The sequence below is a fragment of the Caldifermentibacillus hisashii genome, from assembly GCF_039654145.1.
Taxonomy (GTDB): Bacteria; Bacillota; Bacilli; order Bacillales; family Caldibacillaceae; genus Caldifermentibacillus; species Caldifermentibacillus hisashii.
This window is the reverse complement of the sequence record NZ_CP155467.1, coordinates 1,697,243-1,718,058: the sequence shown is the minus strand read 5'-3', so window position 1 is coordinate 1,718,058 and position 20,816 is coordinate 1,697,243. Positions and strand designations below refer to the sequence as shown.

Here is a 20,816-nt window from a genome sequence, read left to right as displayed (position 1 = left end):
AAGTAAAATCAAAGATGTAAAGAGGAAGATAAGTTCCCGTAAGTGCCCGATTGGTTCAACTAACCATCAGCGGGAAGAATCCCACTGATGGAAGTTTCACTTTATTATTTATTAAGCAGACCGAGTCTTATTAAACTTTCGGCAATTTGCACAGAATTCCATGCCGCTCCTTTTAGTAAATTGTCGGAAACAACCCACATGTGAAAGCCATTTTTTTCATCTAAGTCTTTACGAATCCGACCGACAAACACATCACGTTGACCGACAGCGTTCGTTGCCAACGGATAAATTTGCTCACTCGGATTATCCTCCAGAACAATCCCCGGGGCAGTAGATAAAAGATTTCTAATTTCTAAAGTACTTACGTGATCTGTTTCAACTTCAAAATAAACCGATTCGGAATGTCCGGACGCTACCGGAATACGGACACAAGTAGCCGCTACTTTGAGTTCGGGCATATGCATAATTTTTTTCGTTTCATTAATCATTTTCATTTCTTCAAAAGTAAAACCGTTATCTTGGAAAACATCAATTTGCGGAATCGCATTAAAAGCAATTTGATAATGTTTTTTATCATTTTTTACAGGCAGAATCTTTGCTTGAGCTTCTTTATTATCTAAAACATCTTTTGTTTGACTGTACAATTCTTGAACAGCTTGGTTACCTGCACCGCTTACTGCTTGGTAAGTTGAGACAATGACTCTATTTAAACCGAATTTTTGGCGAATCGGTTCCAAAGCGACTACCATTTGGATCGTCGAACAGTTTGGATTTGCAATAATTCCTTGGTGTTTTTGCAAGTCTTCTTCATTTACTTCAGGTACAACCAATGGTACATCCGGATCCATTCGAAATGCACTTGTATTATCAACGACAATTGCTCCTCTTTTCACAGCTTCCGGAGCCAATTGTTTCGAAACACTTCCACCCGCAGAAAATAAAGCAATATCTACACCTTCAAAACTTTCCGGTTTTGCTTCGTGAACAGTTATTGTTTCACCTTTAAATTGAACTGTTTTTCCGGCAGAACGAGCTGAGGATAGTAAAGTTAATTTTGATATTGGAAAATCCCTTTCTATCAATGTTTTAATCATTTGTTCGCCTACTGCACCGGTGGCTCCAACAACTGCAACATGATAACGATTATTTGCCATTTGTTTTTCCCCTTCCACTCTTGACCATTTCATTTTATCGTTTTAAAAAAAGGGAATCGAATATAGCCTAATTCGATTTCCCATCACACGTCACAACGTGTTAACCTGATTTATCCTATATTTTATCATACTCCAGGAAATTATGGATAATTTTTTTGTTTTAAAAATATATTGGAAGTGGACAATTGATAATTTATCTTAACATATTGTTGCTTCAATTGAAATACGTCTATTTTTTATACCGTTCAATCAATACCGGTTGAATTTGTTTATGTTCTAAAGCAGCTTCTACCGTTTCAAGCAGTAGAGTCATGTCAGCAACCATTGATTTCGGTTTATTATAAGGATCATCTTGGCCAAATGGAATAAAGTATATATCCTTTGCCGCGATGAGTCGCATCAGGTTTACACCATTCAGACCAAGCGCATCATTCGTTGAGATTCCAAGTACGACCGGTCGGTGATTTCTCATGGTTGCCTTTGCAGCCATTAACACCGGAGAATCTGTTAATGCGTTTGCCATTTTACTTATCGAGTTTCCCGTCATGGGTGCTATGACCATGCAATCGAGGGGATATGTTGGCCCAAGCGGCTCTGCGTCGACAATATTATCAATGACTTTATTACCGGTTGCTCTTTCAATTTTTTCAATCCACTCTTCTCCGGATCCAAATCTGGTCGTTGTATTTTTTACCGTCCAAGTAACGATCGGTACGACTTCTGCGCCATTTTCTACTAATTTAACAATTTCCGGTAAAACTTGATCATACGTACAGTGGGATGCGGTTAATCCAAAACCGATTCTTTTTCCTTCTACTTTCATTTTACGTTCCCCTTTCTTTTTAATAAATCATCATGTAATAACTCGACGAGAACATTGGCCAAAATTTGTCCGGCTGTCTTTGGAGCAACAATACCCGGCAAACTCGGGGTTAAAATAGCCTTAATCCCCCGTTTTTCTGCATAGCGAAAATCCGTTCCTCCCGGTTTGGAAGCTATATCGATAATCAGTGTGTGATGAGGCATTTTTGAAATGACATTAGCGGTTACGACTAAGTGAGGGATTGTATTGATGACAATATCTGCATCTTTTACAAATTCTTCAAGATCGTTAAGATGGAAAGAATCTAAACCCATTTCTTCGATTCGAGCAATATGTTCTGCGTTCCTGGCACCAACTTTTAATTTTGCTCCAAGTCCATGAAAAACTCTGGAGATCGTCATTCCATTGCGACCGAAACCGAGAACAACCGTCTTGGAACCGTGAATGGTAAAGTCAGTATTTTGAATGACGAGCATAATGATACCTTCTACCGTCGGAATCGAGTTATAGATGGCTACATCATTACGGTCAAATATTAATTCTAATTTTCTTCCTGCCTTTTGTGTGATTTTCGTCAAATAAGTATTCGTAATCCCGGAATAAATGGTACAATGCGGTGGTGTTTTGCTTATTTTATTTTCGTCTATGCGAATATGTTCATTAGAAAAGATGGTATCGATTTCCCCATCTAAACTTGTACCTGCGACAGGTAATATAATTGCATCTATCTCCTGCCAATTTATCTCATCAATTTTTTCTTTAACAGCTCCTGTAAAAGAATGATCCAGTTGTTCGTAACCAATCAAAGATATCTTCGCACCCAGTTCGCTTAATTTTCGGATGACCTCAATTTGTCTAGCGTCACCACCCATAATCACTATGTGCAAACCTGTTAACAACATGAAGTATTTTCACCTTCTTCGTTACAATTTCCAAGAACCATGACATCAAATTCTTTATTATCATATGATGTCTTTTATCTATGTGTGTGTTGGAAATTTTTCCTTTCTAATTTTATAAAAAAAAAAGCAACCGATTTTACTCGATTGCTTATTGCTAATTTTTAATCTTCATATTCTTCATCCGGGAAATCGATGATAATCATATCTGTCCCGATTTTTTTTATATATTTCCACGGGACACGAATTTCTCCTTGTGCCTTACGAAATTGAAACCATTTTCCTGTTGGAATGATTAAAGCGACTATCTGCCCGGTTTGTTCATTGATTTCCAAGTCGGTTTGACCGAGGACACCTAATCTCTCGGCTTTTTTTACGTCAACGATTTCCTTACCTCCCAATTCACTCAAGCGCAATTCACTCACCCTTTCCTGTCCTTCTTTTTATAATGTATTAGCAGTTCGATCATTTTAGAAGGGCAGGACAAGCAGGAATGTGATTTTGTCGTTGGAAGCTGACAAGATGAATATTGAATCATTTACAGCAATTGTGGTATTTTTCCATCCGGGCTAATCAAGGCAACTGAGGCTTTTTCAGTAAAAATTTCTTTTATCATTCGATCGACATCCTCTTTTTGCACTGCATCGATCATATCAATAATTTCATCCAAAGTCTGATGTTTTCTTAATAACAATTCATTTTTCCCATTTCGACTCATGCGACTGTTGGTACCTTCTAAGCCGAGCATTAAGTTCCCTTTCAACTGTTCTTTGCTGTTGGTTAATTCTTTTTCAGAAATCCCTTCTTTTACGAACAAGTGTAGCGTTTCTTGAATAGTTTCATATAAACTATCCAATTGATTTGCTCCGGTTCCTCCATATATGGCTAAATATCCACTGTCCTCGAACGCTGTGTGATAAGAATACACAGAGTAGGCCAAGCCTCTTTTTTCACGTACTTCTTGAAAAAGTCTGCTGCTCATGCTTCCACCAAGAGCATTGTTGGCAATAATTACCGAATAGATATCTTTATGACCAAACGGAAGACCTTGAAAACCTAAACATAGATGAGCCTGTTCCGTTTCTTTTTTTCGCGCAAGTTTTTCTTGATAAAAAGACGGTTTTTCGATTCGGAATTGTTCTTTCCCAGCTTCATAATGTCCAAAGCGTGCTTCAACATCATTAATAAATATTTCATTAATATTCCCGGCAATAGAGACGACAACATTTTCCGGTCTGTATGCATGATGCATATACTGCCTTAATGTGTCTCCGGAAAATATTTGCAATGTTTCTTCTATACCTAATATCGGATAACCTAACGGATGATTACCGTAAATGGCTTTACTTAATAAATCATGAACAATATCATCCGGCGTATCTTCGTACATTTTAATTTCTTCCAAGACAACGCCTTTTTCTTTCGCAATTTCATTTTCATCAAATACCGAATGAAAGAACATGTCTGCCAATAAGTCTAATGCTACTTTCGTATGGGTGTCTAATACTTTGGCGTAATAACAAGTATATTCTTTTGAAGTGAACGCATTAACTTGTCCGCCGATCCGATCAAAGGACTCAGCAATCTCTTGTGCCGAACGATTTTCTGTTCCTTTAAAAAACATATGTTCAAGGAAATGTGAAATACCGTTTTGCTCTCTTGTCTCATACCGTGAACCGGTTTTTACCCAAATCCCAATGGCCACGGACCGGACTGTCGGTATTTCTTCAAGTACAATCCGAACGCCATTTTGACAAGTATATTTTTTTATCAAGTAAGTTCCTCCTAATTCAGAGCTATTCTATATTTATTATTACGTTTTCAATGATTTTTATTAATCAAACCCGTAAGTAAAATTATAAATGAACTTTTTGTCAACGATGAATATATGTGGTTGATTGCTATATGTATCAGCTGCCCGATTCACTTGTTCTGTAATTCAACCGTTTTTCATCAAGCAGGTTAGAAACCGTTCCGATCTTGTACCCTTTTTCGTTTATTTCAGTTAACAACTTCTCAAGAGCCGCATCCGTTGAACGGGTCGGGTGAGCCAAAATGATTGCGCCGTTATGCAATTGTTTTAGAACACGGTTTAACAAAGTAGAAACCGGGGGATCTCGCCAGTCGATCGTGTCCACCGTCCACATAATTGTTTTCATATCCATATCATTTGCGATTTCGACCGTTTTATCATGATAACTTCCACTCGGCGGTGCAAAAAGTGCAGGTGCCTTACCAATTGTCGCACGAATGATTTCATTCGTATCTGCCAATTCCTTTTTGGTTCGGTCATTGCTTATTGTTTTCATATCCGGATGGCTGTAAGAATGATTCCCGATCTCATGGCCGCCTTCATCAATCATTTTGACTAGGTCGGGATTTTCCTTGGCCCAACGTCCTTCAAGAAAAAATGTGGCTTGAACATTGTGCTTTTTCAACGTAGCCAATATGGAAGATAAATATTCATTACCCCACGCAACATTAATCGTCAAAGCGATCATTGGTTTGTCAGGATGTCCGCGGTAGATTGGTGCAGGTGGCAAATCTTCTAAATGAACTTTAGGCGAGACTTGTTTAAATATAAGTTTATTTTCATCAAAGACACCATCTTCTTTCATTTTATCATAGGAAGCATCTATATCAACTTTCAAGCCATTATAACCTGGCATTTTTTTCCATACACGATCAATTTTGGCATCTTGAGGTGGAACTTCATATTGCGCTGATTTTTCTTCAATTTCAATCAATAAAGCATCTTTTACTGAAGACACAGTCATAGCGTCAGAACGTAATTTTTCCACATATGTATCGGATAAAGGATTTTTCACGATTAAAAATGATAAAAAGCCGATAATAATGATCGCCGAAAGCTTCTGGTATATGTTTTTTCCCATACTTCATCCCCCCTATCCAATCGTATGAATGGATAGGACAAGATAGAACGTTTGGAGGGATAAAATCTTTGATAAATGAAAAATGGACCTACTCGCTTGAGAAAGTCCAGTCTTAAATATAACAGAGGAAATGAAGTTAAATCAACTTAAGGTTCATCTCCATCAATTAAAGATTATTTTTGCTTTTGTTCACGTAAGGCAGCTTTTCGTGACAGATTAATTCTTCCATGTTTATCAATTTCGGTAACTTTTACAAGGATTTCATCATCAATTTTGACAACATCCTCTACTTTACCGACTCGTTCTTCGGCAAGTTCAGAAATATGAACAAGTCCATCTTTTCCATTTAAAATTTCAACAAATGCCCCAAATTTTTCAATCCTTTTAACTTTACCCAAATAAATTTTCCCTACTTCTACTTCTTGGACAATATTTTCAATGATTTTTTGGGCTTTTTCATTCATTTCCTGATCACTGGAGGCAATATAAACGGTACCGTCTTGTTCAATATCAATTTTAACGCCTGTTTCTTCGATAATTTTTTTCACTTGTTTCCCGCTTGGTCCGATCACATCACCAATTTTTTCAGGATTAATCTTTATGGATAGAATTTTCGGTGCAAATTTTGATAATTGTTTACGAGGCTCGCTTATTGTTGATAACATATGTTCCAAAATTTGCATCCGGCCTTTTTTCGCTTGTTGCAGCGCCTCTTCTAAAATTTCACGGGAAAGACCTTCAATTTTAATATCCATTTGTAAGGCAGTTACACCTTTGGAAGTTCCTGCAACTTTAAAGTCCATATCGCCGAGATGATCTTCCATTCCTTGGATGTCAGTTAAAATTGTATAATGTTCGCCCGATTTAACCAGTCCCATCGCAATACCGGCAACCGGTGCCTTAATTGGAACCCCTGCATCCATCAATGCTAAAGTAGAACCGCAAATACTTGCTTGGGACGTAGAACCATTGGATTCTAATACTTCAGAAACAAGCCGAATGGTGTAAGGAAATTCCTTCTCGGATGGAATAACCGGTTCTAAAGCACGTTCGCCTAAAGCACCATGTCCAATTTCTCGGCGTCCGGGTCCACCCATTCGTCCGGTTTCCCCGACTGAAAACGGCGGAAAATTATAATGATGCATAAAACGTTTTGATTCTTCTAACCCTAATCCGTCTAAAACTTGGACATCACCTAATGCACCAAGCGTACAAACACTTAATGCTTGTGTCTGACCGCGTGTAAATAAACCGGATCCGTGGGCTCTTGGTAATAAACCGACCGCTGATGATAATGGACGGATTTCATCAATTTTTCGGCCATCCGGACGAATTTTTTCAACGGTAATCAACCGTCTAACTTCTTCCTTAACAATCTTATCAAGAACGGATTTTACTTGTTTTAATGTTTCTTCGTCCGCTTCTTCACTTTCGTATTTCGCCAAAACTTCATTTTTCACAGCTTCGATAGCATCTTCCCGTGCATGTTTTTCGGGAACTTGGATCGCCTGAATCATTTCTTTTTCACAAAGACTCTTTACGGCAGTTTCAATTTCCTGATCAATTTCAAATAAAACAACATCCATTTTTTCTTTTCCGACTTCACCCATGATTTGCTCTTGGAATGCAATTAGTCGCTTAATTTCTTCGTGACCAAACATGATTGCTTCCAACATAATTTCTTCAGGTACCTCATTAGCGCCTGCTTCAACCATATTAATGGCATCCTTTGTACCTGCAACAGTTAAATGAATATCGCTTTTTTCAGCTTGTTCAACGGTCGGGTTAATGATAAACTCACCATCGACTCTGCCGACGACAACACCTGCTATCGGGCCTTGAAACGGAATATCGGATATTGAAAGTGCAATTGACGACCCGACCATGGCAGCCATTTCAGTCGAACAATCTTGATCAACACTCATGACAACACTGACCACTTGAACTTCATTTCGAAAACCATCGGGGAATAGCGGTCGAATCGGTCTGTCAATCAGACGGCTGGAGAGAATCGCATGTTCACTCGGTCGCCCTTCCCTTTTTATAAATCCCCCCGGTATTTTCCCTACTGCATACAGTCGCTCTTCATAATTTACAGTTAAAGGGAAAAAGTCAACAGTTTTCGGATCTTTCGATGCAGTCGCTGTGCAAAGAACTGCACTTTCTCCATATCGGACTAGACAGGCACCGTTCGCTTGTTTCGCTAATTGACCAATTTCAATTGTAAGCGGTCTGCCACCCCAATTATAGGAGAATGTATGTTTCTCACTTTCCATAAATGAACTCCTTTCATTATTTTTATTTTGAAACGTCTTGTTATGTATTGTTAACAAAACTCCAATTGACATAATCGTCAGTTTCTGGAACAACAGTTACGATATTTGTATCCTAATAAAAAAGCGGGATTATCCCGCTTTTTTCTATCGGCGCAAACCTAATTTGTTGATCAACTCACGGTAACGTTGTACATCATTATTTCGCAAGTAAGCTAACAGGTTACGACGTTTTCCTACCATTTTCATCAAACCGCGACGAGAATGATGGTCTTTCTTATGCGTTTTTAAATGCTCATTCAACAAGTTAATTTTTTCAGTAAGAATGGCAATTTGAACTTCCGGTGATCCGGTATCATTTTCATGCGTTTTGAACTCCGCAATAATTTCATTTTTACGTTCTTGTGTCAATGCCATTATATTCACCTCCATATTTTTCTAATCCCCTTTGCTGAGCGAGCGTCGGAGTTATCGGCATGCCAAGCAAAGGTTCGTATCATACGGTATATAGAATACTACTTTTTATTCAAAAATGCAAGCAACACTATCCATTCTTCCATTCCGAAATGACTATTTTTGTAAAAAAGAAGGAAAGCAAAGCATATTGTTTAAAAATTACCTATTAAAGTATTTAATCGCATCTTGTTTATCTTTACCGATTTGTTCAACAAGTTCATCTATCACATCAAACTTTAATTCATCTCTCAACCGTTTACGCCATTCAAGAATAATCGGCTTTCCATATATATCTCTGTCAAAGTCGATTAAATGAACTTCAATAAAACGCTCCGTTTGTTGTTCATTAAAAGTCGGATTGTAGCCGATACTTGCGACGCCTTCTTCCCATTTTCCATCTACTAATAACCGGACAATATAAACACCGTTCATCGGAAGTATATATCGTTCATGAATCATGAGATTGGCGGTTGGAAAACCTAATTGTTTTCCCCGTTTTTTCCCGTGAATAACAAACCCGCAAACTGAATAAAATCTCCCTAAATAGTCAGGCACTTCATCGACATGACCTTTTTGGATTAAATCCCGGATAAGCGTGGAACTGATTTTTAAATCATTTTTTGCTACCTTACCAATCGTTTGATGTGAAAAGCGGTCCTTACTATATGTTTCTATATTATCCATTGTCCCTTTTCCAAATTTACCATATGTGTAATCAAATCCGGCGACTAAATGCTGGACATTCAATTGAATAATATAATTATTAATAAATTCTTCCGGAGAGAAATTAGCTAATGTTCTTGTAAAAGGGACAATAAATAAATAATCAAATCCGAGTTGTTCAATTAATTGAATTTTATCATTGAGCAAAGTAATATATTTGACTTCTTCAGGATTATCCCCAAGGACGGCTTTTGGTGAAGGGTCAAATGTCATCACACCGCTTTTTAAACCTTTTTCTTCTGCCGTCGATTTTGCCGTTAACATGACCGTTCGGTGGCCAATATGTACACCGTCAAAATAACCGATTGCCAATGACAGTGGTGGTAATGATTCTTTTTTTAAATTATTGGGTATTTGTAGTCGTATGATTTCCACTGATGAACTCACCTTTCGTTTCAATTCCCTACGAAAACACGATCAGGCTTCAAGATCCCTTGCTTAGTTGGATGGTGTTTATAAATGGCTAATATTTTCCCCTTGTAATAAACAGCAATAGGACCAAGGGTATAAAGTAAATGATCAGGTATAGGAATAAGTGCACCATTTTTTACTCTATTAGCTAATGTATCATGAATTTCATATTTCGGCAATTGAAACAAAACAGATTTAATCGGTAAAAAGATTTCGTTCGTTAATCCTTTGGTAATTTTCTCTTCAATTTGTTCAAATGTTAAACATTGCTCCTGTTCTATTCCACCGGCTGATGTTCGAACAAGTTTTGACATATGGGCAGGATAACCTAACAATTCCCCGATCATCACAGCCAAAGTGCGTATATACGTTCCTTTACTGCATTTTACATGGACGGAAAAGCGGATGAATTCCCCGTTAAATATTTCGTTATCATCCAGCAGCTCCAATGCATAGATGGTAACAGTCCGTTCAGGTCTTTCTATCTCTATTCCTTCCCGAGCATATTCATATAATCTTTTCCCATTGACTTTTACTGCGGAATACATCGGTGGTATTTGGGTAATCTCCCCGGTAAGTTGTTTTAAAGCTTTCAAAATTTCATCTCTTGTAATTGGCTGTTTGACGGGCTTCGTTTGTACGATGTCTCCGTCACTGTCTTCTGTCGTTGTTGAGATGCCAATCGTTATTTCTGCTTGATAACATTTTCCAAAATTTGTTACATATTGAACAATTTTTGTCGCTTCTCCTACACATATTGGCAGTACACCGGTCACATTTGGATCGAGCGTACCACTATGTCCAACTTTTTTTGTACTTAATAATTTCCTGATTTTTATTACACAATCATGTGAGGTCATGCCTTTTGGTTTCCATAACGGAATAACGCCATTCATTTTTTCACCTGACTTTCTCCTAAGGAAAACGAAGGGCAATCCAAAAAGTTTCTGTTTTCGTATGAAAAGATATCGTTTCACAAATTACCTTTTTATACAAAATAACGGAAATGAAACTTTGGATAGCCCTCTAAAACAAATTATTCTTCACCTTGAACTTCATCTTTATGAAGTTGATGGATCAATGTTTCGATATGATTTCCATAATCAATTGATTCATCAAATTCGAATAGGATTTCCGGTGTTTTTCTTAAACGGATGCGTCGACCAATCTCAGAACGGATAAAACCTTTTGCCTTTGTTAATCCAATGAGTGACTCTTCTTTCTGTTTATCATCGCCCAAAACAGAGATAAATACTTTTGCCTGTTGAAGGTCGCCTGTCACTTCTACATCCGTTACGGTAACAAATCCGACTCGCGGATCTTTAATTTTCCGGCTAATTATTTCACTCAGTTCTTTTTTCATCTGTTCGCCAACTTGTTTTGCACGTATGTTCAAGTTTATCACCTCTAGTTTAAAACCATTCAAAAACTGTTTCGGTTCTTTCAATTTCCGGAAATGAATCTATGAGTGCTAATCCTTTTTGCAATTCCTGTTCAGCAACGGTTCTTGATGAGCCAACAGTTACTAAAACCAATTTCGTCCTTTGCCATACATTTTGTTGATCCACTTCTGCAATGGCAATATTATAACGGTTTTGAATTCGTGCAATGATTTTCTTTAGTACTGAACGTTTTTCTTTTAAAGATTGGGCATCATAGATTATGCACTCAACTGAAGCCGAAAGTATCATTTCGCATTAATTTCCTCCATGATATACGCTTCAATTATATCGCCTTCTTTAATATCATTGAAGTTTTTTATAGTAATCCCGCATTCATATCCCTGACTGACTTCCTTCACATCATCTTTGAATCGTTTCAGCGAGTCTATTTCACCTTCAAAAATGACAATTCCGTTGCGAATTAGCCGAACAGAGCTATCTCTTGTCACTTTGCCGTCTGTTACATAAGAACCGGCAATTGTACCAACTTTTGAAACTTTAAATGTTGTCCGCACTTCAGCTTGGCCGATTACTTTCTCTTGATATTCCGGATCCAATAAACCTTTCATTGCTTGTTCAATTTCATCAATAACCTTATAGATGATCCGGTGTAAGCGAATGTCGACCTTTTCTTCTTCTGCCATTCGTTTTGCATTTGGATTTGGTCTGACATTGAAGCCGACAATAATGGCATTCGATGCTGTGGCCAAGATAATATCTGATTCGGTGATTGCCCCGACGCCGGTATGAATAATGTTTACTTTTGCGCCTTCCACATCGATTTTTTGTAAAGAAGCAACTAATGCTTCGGCTGATCCTTGAACATCAGCTTTAACGATAATGTTCAGTTCTTTCAATTCACCTTGTTTCATTTGTTCAAATAATTTATCAAGGCTTACCCGAGCTGTCTCGTTTCTCGTTTCCTGCAGTGCTTTTTGGCTGCGTGCTTCGCCAACTTGACGAGCGGTTTTTTCATCCTCTAATACGACAAATCGATCGCCCGCTTGAGGAACTTCATTTAAGCCGGTAATCTCGACAGCTGCCGATGGACCTGCTTCTTTTACCCGTCGACCGCGGTCATTAACCATAGCCCGAACACGTCCATAAGTATTGCCGACAACAATCGGATCGCCGATTTTCAATGTTCCGTTTTGAACAAGCAGTGTTGCGACTGAACCTCTTCCTTTATCAAGTTTTGCTTCAATGACGGTTCCGTATGCATTCCGATTCGGGTTTGCCTTCAATTCTTCCATTTCACTGACAAGCAGAATCATTTCCAACAATTGATCAATTCCCTTACCGGTTAAAGCTGAGATCGGAACAAAAATCGTATCCCCGCCCCAATCTTCGGCAATCAATCCATATTCCGATAATTCTTGCATGACCCGTTCTGGATTGGCATCCGGCTTATCAATTTTGTTGACTGCAACAATGATCGGAACATCCGCAGCTTTGGCATGGTTAATGGCTTCGACCGTTTGCGGCATGACACCATCATCCGCTGCAACAACTAAAATAGTGATATCGGTCACTTGAGCCCCACGTGCCCGCATCGTTGTAAATGCAGCATGCCCGGGCGTATCAAGGAAAGTAATTTTTTTCTGGTTAATTTCTACTTGATAGGCACCGATATGTTGCGTAATGCCACCGGCTTCACCTTGGGTAACCTTTGTATGGCGGATTGAGTCAAGTAAAGTCGTTTTGCCGTGGTCAACATGACCCATAATCGTTACAACAGGAGGACGTTCGCTCAAATTTTCCGGACTATCCTCTGTAATAAAAGATTCTAAATCGGATATATCGACGCTGGCTTTTTCCTCGACTTCCACACCATATTCACTTGTAATCAACTCAATAGCATCTTTATCTAATTCTTGGTTAATTGTGGCAATGACTCCAAGCATAAATAGTTTTTTTATGATTTCAGATGGTTCCCGATGCAATTTTTTCGCCAATTCCGCAACTGTGAGAGTATCTGTGTATGAAATTTTCTTAGGAAGTTCCTTTTCTTTTCTCACAGGTGGAGTTTGGACTGGTGAACTACTCTTTTTCTTTTGTCCCGATTTCGCCTTGTTTTTATTTCGATTAAAAGCTTTGTTTTCTTTTGATCGAAACTCTTGATCGTATTTTTTCCCTTCCTTATTTTTAGGAGGTGTTTTTACTTTGACCCTGTTAGGAATAGCAACATCATCTAATACTTCTTCATCTGCAATTACTGGAGTTGGCACCTTTTTTGCAGTTGGTTTTATTTTTGCTTGGGTTGTTTTTTTATTTGAATTTTGTGAACGATTTTTATTCGATTGGGTGCCACCCTTTGATTTTTGTTTATTTTCCCTTGTTTGTGGTTTGTTTCTATTAGTCTGTTTATTTTCTGATTGTTTATTTGTCATAGGCTCTTTCGTTGATTTTGACTTTCCTTTCCCAAAAGTTTCATCTAATTGTTTTATGGCACTCGGTTCAATTGTTGTCATATGGTTGGACACTTCTATATTTAGTTCTTTCAATTTTTCAATAACGACTTTACTTGTAACATTGTTTTTCTTTGCATATTCATATACACGCATTTTCGTCATTGTTTCACCCCCACTGAATTTGATCAAGCTCACTTTGTAACTTTTCGGAAAATCCGGTATCCGTCACGGCGACGACAACCCGTGCCTCTTTACCGATCGACTTTCCTAATGTATAACGGTCAGAAACCAATTTAACTGGTACGTGATAGAATGCAGACTTGTCGATAATTGACTTCTTTGTATTTTTTCCGGCGTCTTGTGCCAATAAAACCAATTTGGCACGATTTTTTTGAATTTCTTTTACCACCAGTTCTTCACCCGTAACCAATTTCCCGGCTCGATTTGCCAACCCGAGCAGTGATTGCCATTTTTCTTGCTTCATGATTTCGAAGTGTTCTCCTTTTCAATAAACGCCAAGATTTCATCATATAAATTTTCATCAATTTCTGTTTCTAAATGATGTTTTAAAATATTTTTTTTCTTAGCCAGAAGGACAGCTTCTTTATTTTTGGACAAATATGCACCACGCCCGTTTTTCTTTCCGGTTGGATCAATCGAGACTTCTCCCTCTTTGGAACGGACGATCCGGAGCAACTCCTTTTTCGGATACATTTCCCCGGTGGCCACGCATTTACGCATCGGTATCTTTCTCGGTTTGTTCATGTTCCATCACCTCTCCGTTTTCTCCAAGTTCGGCAAAGTCATGAGCATCCCCTTGTGCAACCGGATGTTCCTCCTCCACTCTTTGGTCCTTTTCACTTATGATTGTATCTTCATCATTGAATGTTAAGTTTGGAGAAAATAGCGGTTCTTCTCGAGGATATATACCTAGTTCTCTCGCATCTGATTCACTTTTAATATCAATTTTCCAATTGGTTAATTTTGCAGCAAGCCTTGCATTTTGACCGCGTTTACCAATTGCTAATGAAAGCTGGTAATCTGGGACAATGACAACGGTTGACTTTTCCTCTTCATTTACAATGACATCTAAAACTTTCGAAGGACTAAGTGCATTGGCGACAAATTCAACCGGATCCTTTGAAAATTTCACAATATCTATTTTTTCCCCGTTTAACTCATCTACCACCGCCTGTACACGGGAACCTTTTGGCCCGACACATGAACCGACCGGGTCGACATCCGGATTATCTGACCAGACGGATACTTTTGAGCGGTCACCTGCTTCTCTTGCTACCGATTTTATTTCGACAATACCTTCGTATATTTCCGGAACTTCAAGTTCAAACAATCTTTTTAATAAATTCGGATGTGATCTGGAAATAAAAATTTGTGGTCCTTTCGTTGTTTTTTCCACTTTCGTAATATAAACTTTCATTCGGTCATTATGATTGTATTGTTCATTTTGCATTTGCTCATGCACCGGTAATAATGCTTCTGTTTTTCCTAGACTTACATAGACATACCGATTATCTTTTCTTTGCACAATCCCCGTCATGATATCATCTTCACGGTCGACAAATTCTTCGTAAATGATTCCCCGTTCAGCTTCACGGACCCTTTGTGTGACGACTTGTTTGGCTGTTTGAGCTGCAATCCGGCCAAATTCTTTTGGCGTTACTTCGATTTCAACTATATCCCCAATTTCGTAATTCGGGTTGATTTTTCTAGCTTCTTCTATGGCAATTTCTAATCTTGAATCAAATACTTCATCCACGACTTCTTTGCGAGCATACACATGCATCGTTCCGGTGGTTAAATTAAAATCTGTCCGTACATTTTGTGCTTGATTGAAATTTCTTTTATAAGCAGAAACAAGTGCAGCTTCTATTGCCTCGACAATGACATCTTGGGAAATTCCTTTTTCTTTTTCCAGCCGGTCCAAGGCGTCTAAAAGTTCACTACTCATTACAATATCCCCCTTTTATGTATTTTTCTTTTTCAAATCAATATCGCCTGAAAAACTGTGGATTGTTTTTTGCCTGCACCAGTGCTACTCGCACTTTTCTTTCTAAAATACAACAGCCAGTCTTGCTTGGGCAATTTTATTATATGGGATTTGTATTACTTTACTTTTTGTTTTGACCCGCACTTCAATGGTAACATTCGTACCGTCAAATTCTTGTAAAATCCCTTCAAAGATTTTTTCACCGTCAATCGGTTCATATGTTTTGATATGGACATTTTTCCCGATCGCCTTTTCAAAATCCTCTTGTTTCTTCAATGGACGCTCAGCTCCTGGTGAAGAAACTTCTAAATAGTAATTATGAGGAATCGGATCAATTTCATCCAGTTTTTCACTTAATTTTTCACTAACCATTCCGCATTCTTCAATGTCGACGCCATTCTCTTTATCAATATACAGTCGCAGATACCAGTTTTTGCCTTCTTTAACATATTCAACATCGACAATTTCCAAGCCTAATTCTTGAACAATTGGCCATGCAATTTTTTCGACTGTTTCCGTTACTTTGCTCATATTTTCCCTCCTCTTTAGGAAATTCAAATGTAACAAATGTAAAGGTTATTTTTATTATGCGTAGAAAATGAAAAAGTTGACTAACCGTTTTAAATTATCGTTTCCATGTTTTTTATAATTTTGTTTTTTGATAAACCTTTTTACAAACAGGAAAGAGTGAGGAACTCCCCACTCTTTAGATTCAAGAGATTAAAGTTAGTATTGCCAATAAAAATATATCATAATCCAAACCATTTTGCAATTGTCCCATTTCATCAATACCGGCAAACAAGAGTCAACCAGAAATACGCCATTATTCAAAGTTTAAAATAATGATAACTGGTTTTGTTCGGGCAGATTTTCCAGACAACCATGATTATCTAAAAATTCCATGATGGTTTTCGATACTTTCCCTCTTTGCTGAAGGTCTTCTTTTGATAAAAACTCAGCTTCCTCACGTGCCTTTACGATGTTCATCGCTGCGTTTGTTCCCAGGCCGGGGATTGCATTAAACGGCGGAATTAACGAATTGCCGTCAATTACAAATTCAGCTGCTTTTGATTTATAAAGATCAATTTTTTTGAATGAGAATCCTCGCTCACACATTTCCAAGGCAAGTTCGAGAACCGTTAATAAACTTTTCTCCTTGGTTGATGCATCAAGACCTTTTTCGTTAATTTCCGTGATCCTTTTCCGAATGGCATTGGAACCACTTGTCATGGCATCTAAATCATAATCTTCTGCTCTAACGGTAAAATAGGTTGCATAATATAAGAGCGGATGATGAACTTTAAAATAGGCAATTCGAACCGCCATTAGTACATACGCAGCCGCATGGGCCTTTGGAAACATATACTTGATTTTTTTGCATGAATCAATATACCATTCAGGAACATCATGTTCCCGCATATCTTTCTCCATTTCATCTGTCAAACCTTTTCCTTTCCGTACCGACTCCATAATTTTAAAGGCAGTGGAAGGTTCAAGTCCGCGATAGATCAAATAAACCATAATATCGTCCCGACAACCGATACATTCACTTAATGAACAAGTACCGTTATGAATTAATTCCTGAGCATTACCTAACCAAACGTCCGTCCCGTGGGAGAGACCGGAAATTTGCAACAGCTCGGAAAATGTCGTTGGTTTTGTTTCTTCCAGCATCTGCCGGACAAAACGGGTGCCAAATTCAGGAATTCCCAGCGTTCCGGTTTTACACATAATCTGTTCTTCAGTAACACCAAGTGATTCTGGACTGCTGAAAATTTTCATTACTTCCGGATCATCTGTTGGGATTGTTTTCGGATCGATTCCGCTTAAATCTTGCAGCATGCGGATCACAGTCGGATCATCGTGTCCGAGTATATCGAGTTTTAATACATTATCATGGATGGAATGGAAGTCAAAATGGGTTGTCCGCCATTCTGCATCCTGGGCATCAGCCGGATATTGAATCGGTGTAAAGTCATATACATCCATATAGTCCGGAATAACGATAATTCCACCCGGATGCTGCCCGGTTGTTCGTTTTACACCGGTCAATCCGAGGGCAAGTCGCTCCCGTTCCGCCTGACGCAATTGGATATTGTTGTCTTCCTCATAACCTTTAACAAAGCCATAGGCCGTTTTATCTGCAACAGTACCAATCGTACCTGCACGGTAAACATGGTCCTCTCCGAATAGCACCTTTGTATAATTATGTGCTTTTGGTTGATAATCGCCGGAAAAGTTTAAATCAATATCTGGCACCTTGTCCCCTTTAAAGCCAAGAAAAGTTTCAAACGGGATATCATGCCCGTCTTTTTTATATTTCGATCCGCAATTTGGACAGTCTTTATCCGGTAAATCAAAGCCGCTGCCAACAGAACCGTCATCAAAAAACTCGGAATGTTTGCAGTTCGGGCATACATAATGAGGCGGCAATGGATTCACCTCGGTAATTTCCGTCATTGTCGCAACAAACGAAGATCCGACCGAACCCCGGGAACCGACAAGATACCCATCATTCAGTGATTTTTTAACCAATTTATGAGCAATTAAATAGATAACGGCAAATCCGTGACCGATAATACTTTTCAATTCTTTTTCCAAGCGGGCTTCAATGATTTCAGGAAGGGGATCGCCATAAATTTTTTTAGCCATCTCATAACTTTTTGTCCGGATTTCCTCTTCCGCTCCTTCAATTTTAGGTGTATATAATTCATCTTTTATTGGTTTAACTTCTTCAACCATATCGGCAATCTTATTTGGATTAACAACAACGATCTCTTTTGCCTTTTCTTCACCTAAAAATTGAAAAGCTCTCAACATTTCATCTGTCGTTCGGAAATGGACATCCGGCAGTTGGTGACGATTGAGCGGGTTGGCACCACCTTGAGAAGCAACTAATATTTTTCGGTAAATTTTATCTTCCGGATGTAAATAATGAACATTACCGGTTGCAACGACTGGAATATTTAATTTCTCGCCGACCAATATGATTTTTTTGATTACATCTTCTAATTGTTTTTCACTTTGAATGACATCGGTCTCGAGTAATGGTTGATAAATTTCTTTCGGATGAACTTCCAGATAATCATAAAATTTCGCGATTTCTTCCACTTCTTCAGTTGCTTTTTGTTGTGCCGCTTCAAATAATTCCCCTTTATCACAGCCAGAGCCAACCAAAATGCCTTCTCGATATATTTGTAATACAGACCTTGGGATTCTTGGCACTTTATAAAAATATTTAACATGTGACAAAGAAATTAGTTTAAATAAATTTTTCAAACCGACATGATTTTGTGCCAATAATACAGCATGGAACGGCCGGCTTCGTTTATAACTCGTTTCATTTTTTCCGTACTCATTTAATTCATCATGATACTTAATTCCTTTTTCTTCAGCGCTTTTCAGCAATTTTAATAAAATATGTCCGGTCGCCTCGGCATCATAAATTGCCCTGTGATGTTGCGTCAATTCCACATTTAGTTTCTTCGCCAATGTGTTTAAGCGGTGGTTTTTCATATCCGGATATAGAAATCTGGCCAATTCCAACGTATCGATTACCGGGTTTGTAAATTTCCCGTAACCGATTTTTTGATAACCGACATTAATAAACCCTGTATCAAAAGAAGCGTTGTGAGCAACAAGGACGGCATCACCGCACCATTCATAAAATTGTTTTAAAACTTCTTCCGGATCAGGCGCATTTTCGACCATATTATCGGTGATACCGGTCAACTCGATTGTAAACGCAGAAAGTTTATGTTTCGGATTAGCAAATGATTCAAAGCGGTCGATAATTTCTCCATCTTTAATTTTTACCGCAGCTAATTCAATGATTGTATTGTAAACAGCTGATAGACCGGTTGTTTCAATATCAAAAACAACATATGTATCGTCGGTAAGCAAACGATGGCTCGGATTATATGCAATCGGAACACCATCATCAACGATATTCGCTTCCACTCCGTAAATCACCTTAATCCCGTTCTTTTTAGCGGCACTGAATGCTTCCGGAAATGACTGTGCTACGGCATGATCGGTAATGGCAATGGCTTTATGCCCCCATTTTTTTGCCTGGGATACAAGCGAACTGACGGAAGATACTGCATCCATTTGGCTCATCGGTGTATGCAAATGAAGTTCAACCCGTTTCTCATCAGCCGGAGCAGTATCAAAGCGTTCTTTCCCTTTAATTTCATTTATATCATTCGCAATCATGACTAAATCGCGGACGAATGTATCATTTTGGACATTGCCCCGAACCCGAACCCACATGCCTTTTTTTAATCGATTCAATTTTTCCCCGTCTTCTTTATTATCCTTTGAGAACATTTTTACAAGAATCGAATTCGTGTAATCGGTGATTTTAAACTCTAATAGTGTCCTTCCACTTCGAAGCTGCTTTGTTTCACAGGCAAAGACATAGCCTTCAATGACGATGCGACGTTCTTCTTCAGTAATTTCATTTAATGTACGAAAATCTTGCTCTCCTTGAATGGGGTAGCCGATGATCAGCGGGCCATTGTCATCCGCTTCATCTGACCGGTGGTGTTCTGCCCGTTTTTGAATTTCAATGACTGCTTGTTTTGCCCGTTCCTCGTCTTCCTTTTGCCGTTCAAGCAAAAATTGTTGGTACGTCTCTTCCATCGCTTCGGTATGCTCTTCCACGTCCAGTTGTAAAGGTGGAAAACCAACTTGACTGTATACATCCGCAATGGTTCCACAATATTTTTTCTTTAATGTTAAACATTCCGTATTATTTCGGGCTGTGATAATTATTTTATTTCCTTTGACTTTCGGGATTTGCTCATTCAATAGAGAAAGAAGGGCAGGCGACATCCCTTGCAATTGTCCGATACTATATTTCCAATAATCCACTACCAATTGTTCGGTAAAATCATTATTCTTTGTCTCAAGAAGAAAAGAAACATCGGCAATATGACGAAAGGCGGTTCTGATTTTTGCCGAGAAAATATCAAAAACTTGATAAGGCAAGATCGAATCTAGTAAAAAATGAAACTCCCATTTACGTGTTTTTCGTTCAATAATTAGTCTTTTAATTTCTCCATTTTTCAAGTAAGGAAAAAAGCGATCATCTACCATATCCATTTGTTGCAAAAGTAGCTGGAATCGTTCTTTTTTCCCTGCCATCAAATCACTCATAAAAATCCCCCCCGTTACTGATAGGAGTATAACCGTTCTCTTTCATTTATTCTATCATATATTATTTGAAAGGAAACATGTTCTATTTTACCACAAAGGATCATTTCATCATAACCAGAACAAAGGACCGGTTTTTTGTCCGCTTCCAGCAAAACATTCAAT

The 20,816-nt window shown here is 38.3% G+C and carries 18 protein-coding genes; all 18 read right to left on the bottom strand.

Annotated elements, in window-relative coordinates; genetic code table 11:
- Positions 1 to 104: 104 nt before the first annotated feature.
- Complete coding sequence (locus NSQ14_RS08140) at positions 105 to 1,154, bottom strand: aspartate-semialdehyde dehydrogenase (RefSeq protein ID WP_034769844.1); 1,050 nt, start codon at positions 1,152 to 1,154, stop codon at positions 105 to 107.
- A gap of 229 nt (positions 1,155 to 1,383) precedes the next feature.
- Positions 1,384 to 1,977: a dipicolinate synthase subunit B gene (locus NSQ14_RS08135; protein WP_034769843.1), complete on the bottom strand. Its 594-nt coding sequence runs from the start codon at positions 1,975 to 1,977 to the stop codon at positions 1,384 to 1,386.
- Positions 1,974 to 2,879 carry a dipicolinic acid synthetase subunit A gene (gene dpaA / locus NSQ14_RS08130; protein WP_340500673.1) on the bottom strand — a complete coding sequence of 302 codons (906 nt, stop codon included), beginning with the start codon at positions 2,877 to 2,879 and terminating at the stop codon, positions 1,974 to 1,976. The genes NSQ14_RS08135 and dpaA overlap by 4 nt, the downstream gene beginning before the upstream one ends.
- 161 nt (positions 2,880 to 3,040) lie before the next feature.
- Positions 3,041 to 3,292, bottom strand: coding sequence for a YlmC/YmxH family sporulation protein (locus NSQ14_RS08125; RefSeq protein WP_034769870.1), 252 nt, complete (start codon positions 3,290 to 3,292; stop codon positions 3,041 to 3,043).
- A 122-nt stretch (positions 3,293 to 3,414) separates the two neighbouring features.
- Positions 3,415 to 4,650, bottom strand: a complete 1,236-nt coding sequence (locus NSQ14_RS08120) for a pitrilysin family protein (RefSeq protein WP_346208441.1) — start codon at positions 4,648 to 4,650, stop codon at positions 3,415 to 3,417.
- Positions 4,651 to 4,786: 136 nt separating this feature from the next.
- Positions 4,787 to 5,770 carry a polysaccharide deacetylase family protein gene (locus NSQ14_RS08115; RefSeq protein WP_034769837.1) on the bottom strand — a complete coding sequence of 328 codons (984 nt, stop codon included), beginning with the start codon at positions 5,768 to 5,770 and terminating at the stop codon, positions 4,787 to 4,789.
- 173 nt (positions 5,771 to 5,943) lie between these two features.
- Complete coding sequence (gene pnp / locus NSQ14_RS08110; RefSeq protein ID WP_346208440.1) at positions 5,944 to 8,046, bottom strand: polyribonucleotide nucleotidyltransferase; 2,103 nt, start codon at positions 8,044 to 8,046, stop codon at positions 5,944 to 5,946.
- A 144-nt stretch (positions 8,047 to 8,190) separates the two neighbouring features.
- On the bottom strand, positions 8,191 to 8,460 hold the full coding sequence (rpsO, locus tag NSQ14_RS08105; RefSeq protein WP_034769835.1) for a 30S ribosomal protein S15: 270 nt from the start codon (positions 8,458 to 8,460) through the stop codon (positions 8,191 to 8,193).
- Positions 8,461 to 8,658: 198 nt separating this feature from the next.
- On the bottom strand, positions 8,659 to 9,597 hold the full coding sequence (gene ribF, locus NSQ14_RS08100) for a riboflavin biosynthesis protein RibF (RefSeq protein ID WP_346208439.1): 939 nt from the start codon (positions 9,595 to 9,597) through the stop codon (positions 8,659 to 8,661).
- 20 nt (positions 9,598 to 9,617) lie between these two features.
- Positions 9,618 to 10,529 carry a tRNA pseudouridine(55) synthase TruB gene (gene truB, locus NSQ14_RS08095; protein ID WP_346208438.1) on the bottom strand — a complete coding sequence of 304 codons (912 nt, stop codon included), beginning with the start codon at positions 10,527 to 10,529 and terminating at the stop codon, positions 9,618 to 9,620.
- 140 nt (positions 10,530 to 10,669) lie between these two features.
- Positions 10,670 to 11,029, bottom strand: a complete 360-nt coding sequence (gene rbfA / locus NSQ14_RS08090) for a 30S ribosome-binding factor RbfA (RefSeq protein WP_034769831.1) — start codon at positions 11,027 to 11,029, stop codon at positions 10,670 to 10,672.
- 16 nt (positions 11,030 to 11,045) lie between these two features.
- On the bottom strand, positions 11,046 to 11,324 hold the full coding sequence (locus NSQ14_RS08085; RefSeq protein ID WP_034769830.1) for a DUF503 domain-containing protein: 279 nt from the start codon (positions 11,322 to 11,324) through the stop codon (positions 11,046 to 11,048).
- Entirely contained in the window at positions 11,321 to 13,648 is a 2,328-nt protein-coding gene (gene infB / locus NSQ14_RS08080; protein ID WP_034769829.1) for a translation initiation factor IF-2, read from the bottom strand. Before infB ends, NSQ14_RS08085 begins: the two co-directional genes overlap by 4 nt.
- Positions 13,649 to 13,652: 4 nt before the next feature.
- Positions 13,653 to 13,970 (bottom strand): YlxQ family RNA-binding protein, encoded by a 318-nt coding sequence (locus NSQ14_RS08075; RefSeq protein WP_034769827.1) that lies wholly within the window; start codon positions 13,968 to 13,970, stop codon positions 13,653 to 13,655.
- On the bottom strand, positions 13,967 to 14,251 hold the full coding sequence (rnpM, locus tag NSQ14_RS08070) for an RNase P modulator RnpM (protein ID WP_034769826.1): 285 nt from the start codon (positions 14,249 to 14,251) through the stop codon (positions 13,967 to 13,969). The genes NSQ14_RS08075 and rnpM overlap by 4 nt, the downstream gene beginning before the upstream one ends.
- Positions 14,220 to 15,455 (bottom strand): transcription termination factor NusA, encoded by a 1,236-nt coding sequence (gene nusA / locus NSQ14_RS08065; RefSeq protein WP_081912305.1) that lies wholly within the window; start codon positions 15,453 to 15,455, stop codon positions 14,220 to 14,222. Before nusA ends, rnpM begins: the two co-directional genes overlap by 32 nt.
- A 102-nt stretch (positions 15,456 to 15,557) precedes the next feature.
- A complete protein-coding gene (gene rimP, locus NSQ14_RS08060; protein WP_034769824.1) occupies positions 15,558 to 16,025 on the bottom strand; it encodes a ribosome maturation factor RimP in 468 nt (155 codons plus the stop codon).
- A gap of 303 nt (positions 16,026 to 16,328) precedes the next feature.
- Positions 16,329 to 20,654, bottom strand: coding sequence for a PolC-type DNA polymerase III (locus NSQ14_RS08055; protein WP_034769822.1), 4,326 nt, complete (start codon positions 20,652 to 20,654; stop codon positions 16,329 to 16,331).
- Positions 20,655 to 20,816: the final 162 nt, after the last annotated feature.

Excerpts from the sequence above, each read along its gene's own strand:
- NSQ14_RS08085 (WP_034769830.1), bottom strand. The coding sequence starts at position 11,324 with ATGATACTTTCGGCTTCAGTTGAGTGCATAATCTATGATGCCCAATCT.
- rimP (WP_034769824.1), bottom strand. The coding sequence starts at position 16,025 with ATGAGCAAAGTAACGGAAACAGTCGAAAAAATTGCATGGCCAATTGTT.
- nusA (WP_081912305.1), bottom strand. The coding sequence starts at position 15,455 with ATGAGTAGTGAACTTTTAGACGCCTTGGACCGGCTGGAAAAAGAAAAA.
- infB (WP_034769829.1), bottom strand. The coding sequence starts at position 13,648 with ATGACGAAAATGCGTGTATATGAATATGCAAAGAAAAACAATGTTACA.
- dpaA (WP_340500673.1), bottom strand. The coding sequence starts at position 2,879 with ATGTTGTTAACAGGTTTGCACATAGTGATTATGGGTGGTGACGCTAGA.
- pnp (WP_346208440.1), bottom strand. The coding sequence starts at position 8,046 with ATGGAAAGTGAGAAACATACATTCTCCTATAATTGGGGTGGCAGACCG.
- rpsO (WP_034769835.1), bottom strand. The coding sequence starts at position 8,460 with ATGGCATTGACACAAGAACGTAAAAATGAAATTATTGCGGAGTTCAAA.
- NSQ14_RS08135 (WP_034769843.1), bottom strand. The coding sequence starts at position 1,977 with ATGAAAGTAGAAGGAAAAAGAATCGGTTTTGGATTAACCGCATCCCAC.
- NSQ14_RS08075 (WP_034769827.1), bottom strand. The coding sequence starts at position 13,970 with ATGAAGCAAGAAAAATGGCAATCACTGCTCGGGTTGGCAAATCGAGCC.
- NSQ14_RS08055 (WP_034769822.1), bottom strand. The coding sequence starts at position 20,654 with ATGAGTGATTTGATGGCAGGGAAAAAAGAACGATTCCAGCTACTTTTG.
- rnpM (WP_034769826.1), bottom strand. The coding sequence starts at position 14,251 with ATGAACAAACCGAGAAAGATACCGATGCGTAAATGCGTGGCCACCGGG.
- NSQ14_RS08115 (WP_034769837.1), bottom strand. The coding sequence starts at position 5,770 with ATGGGAAAAAACATATACCAGAAGCTTTCGGCGATCATTATTATCGGC.
- NSQ14_RS08140 (WP_034769844.1), bottom strand. The coding sequence starts at position 1,154 with ATGGCAAATAATCGTTATCATGTTGCAGTTGTTGGAGCCACCGGTGCA.
- truB (WP_346208438.1), bottom strand. The coding sequence starts at position 10,529 with ATGAATGGCGTTATTCCGTTATGGAAACCAAAAGGCATGACCTCACAT.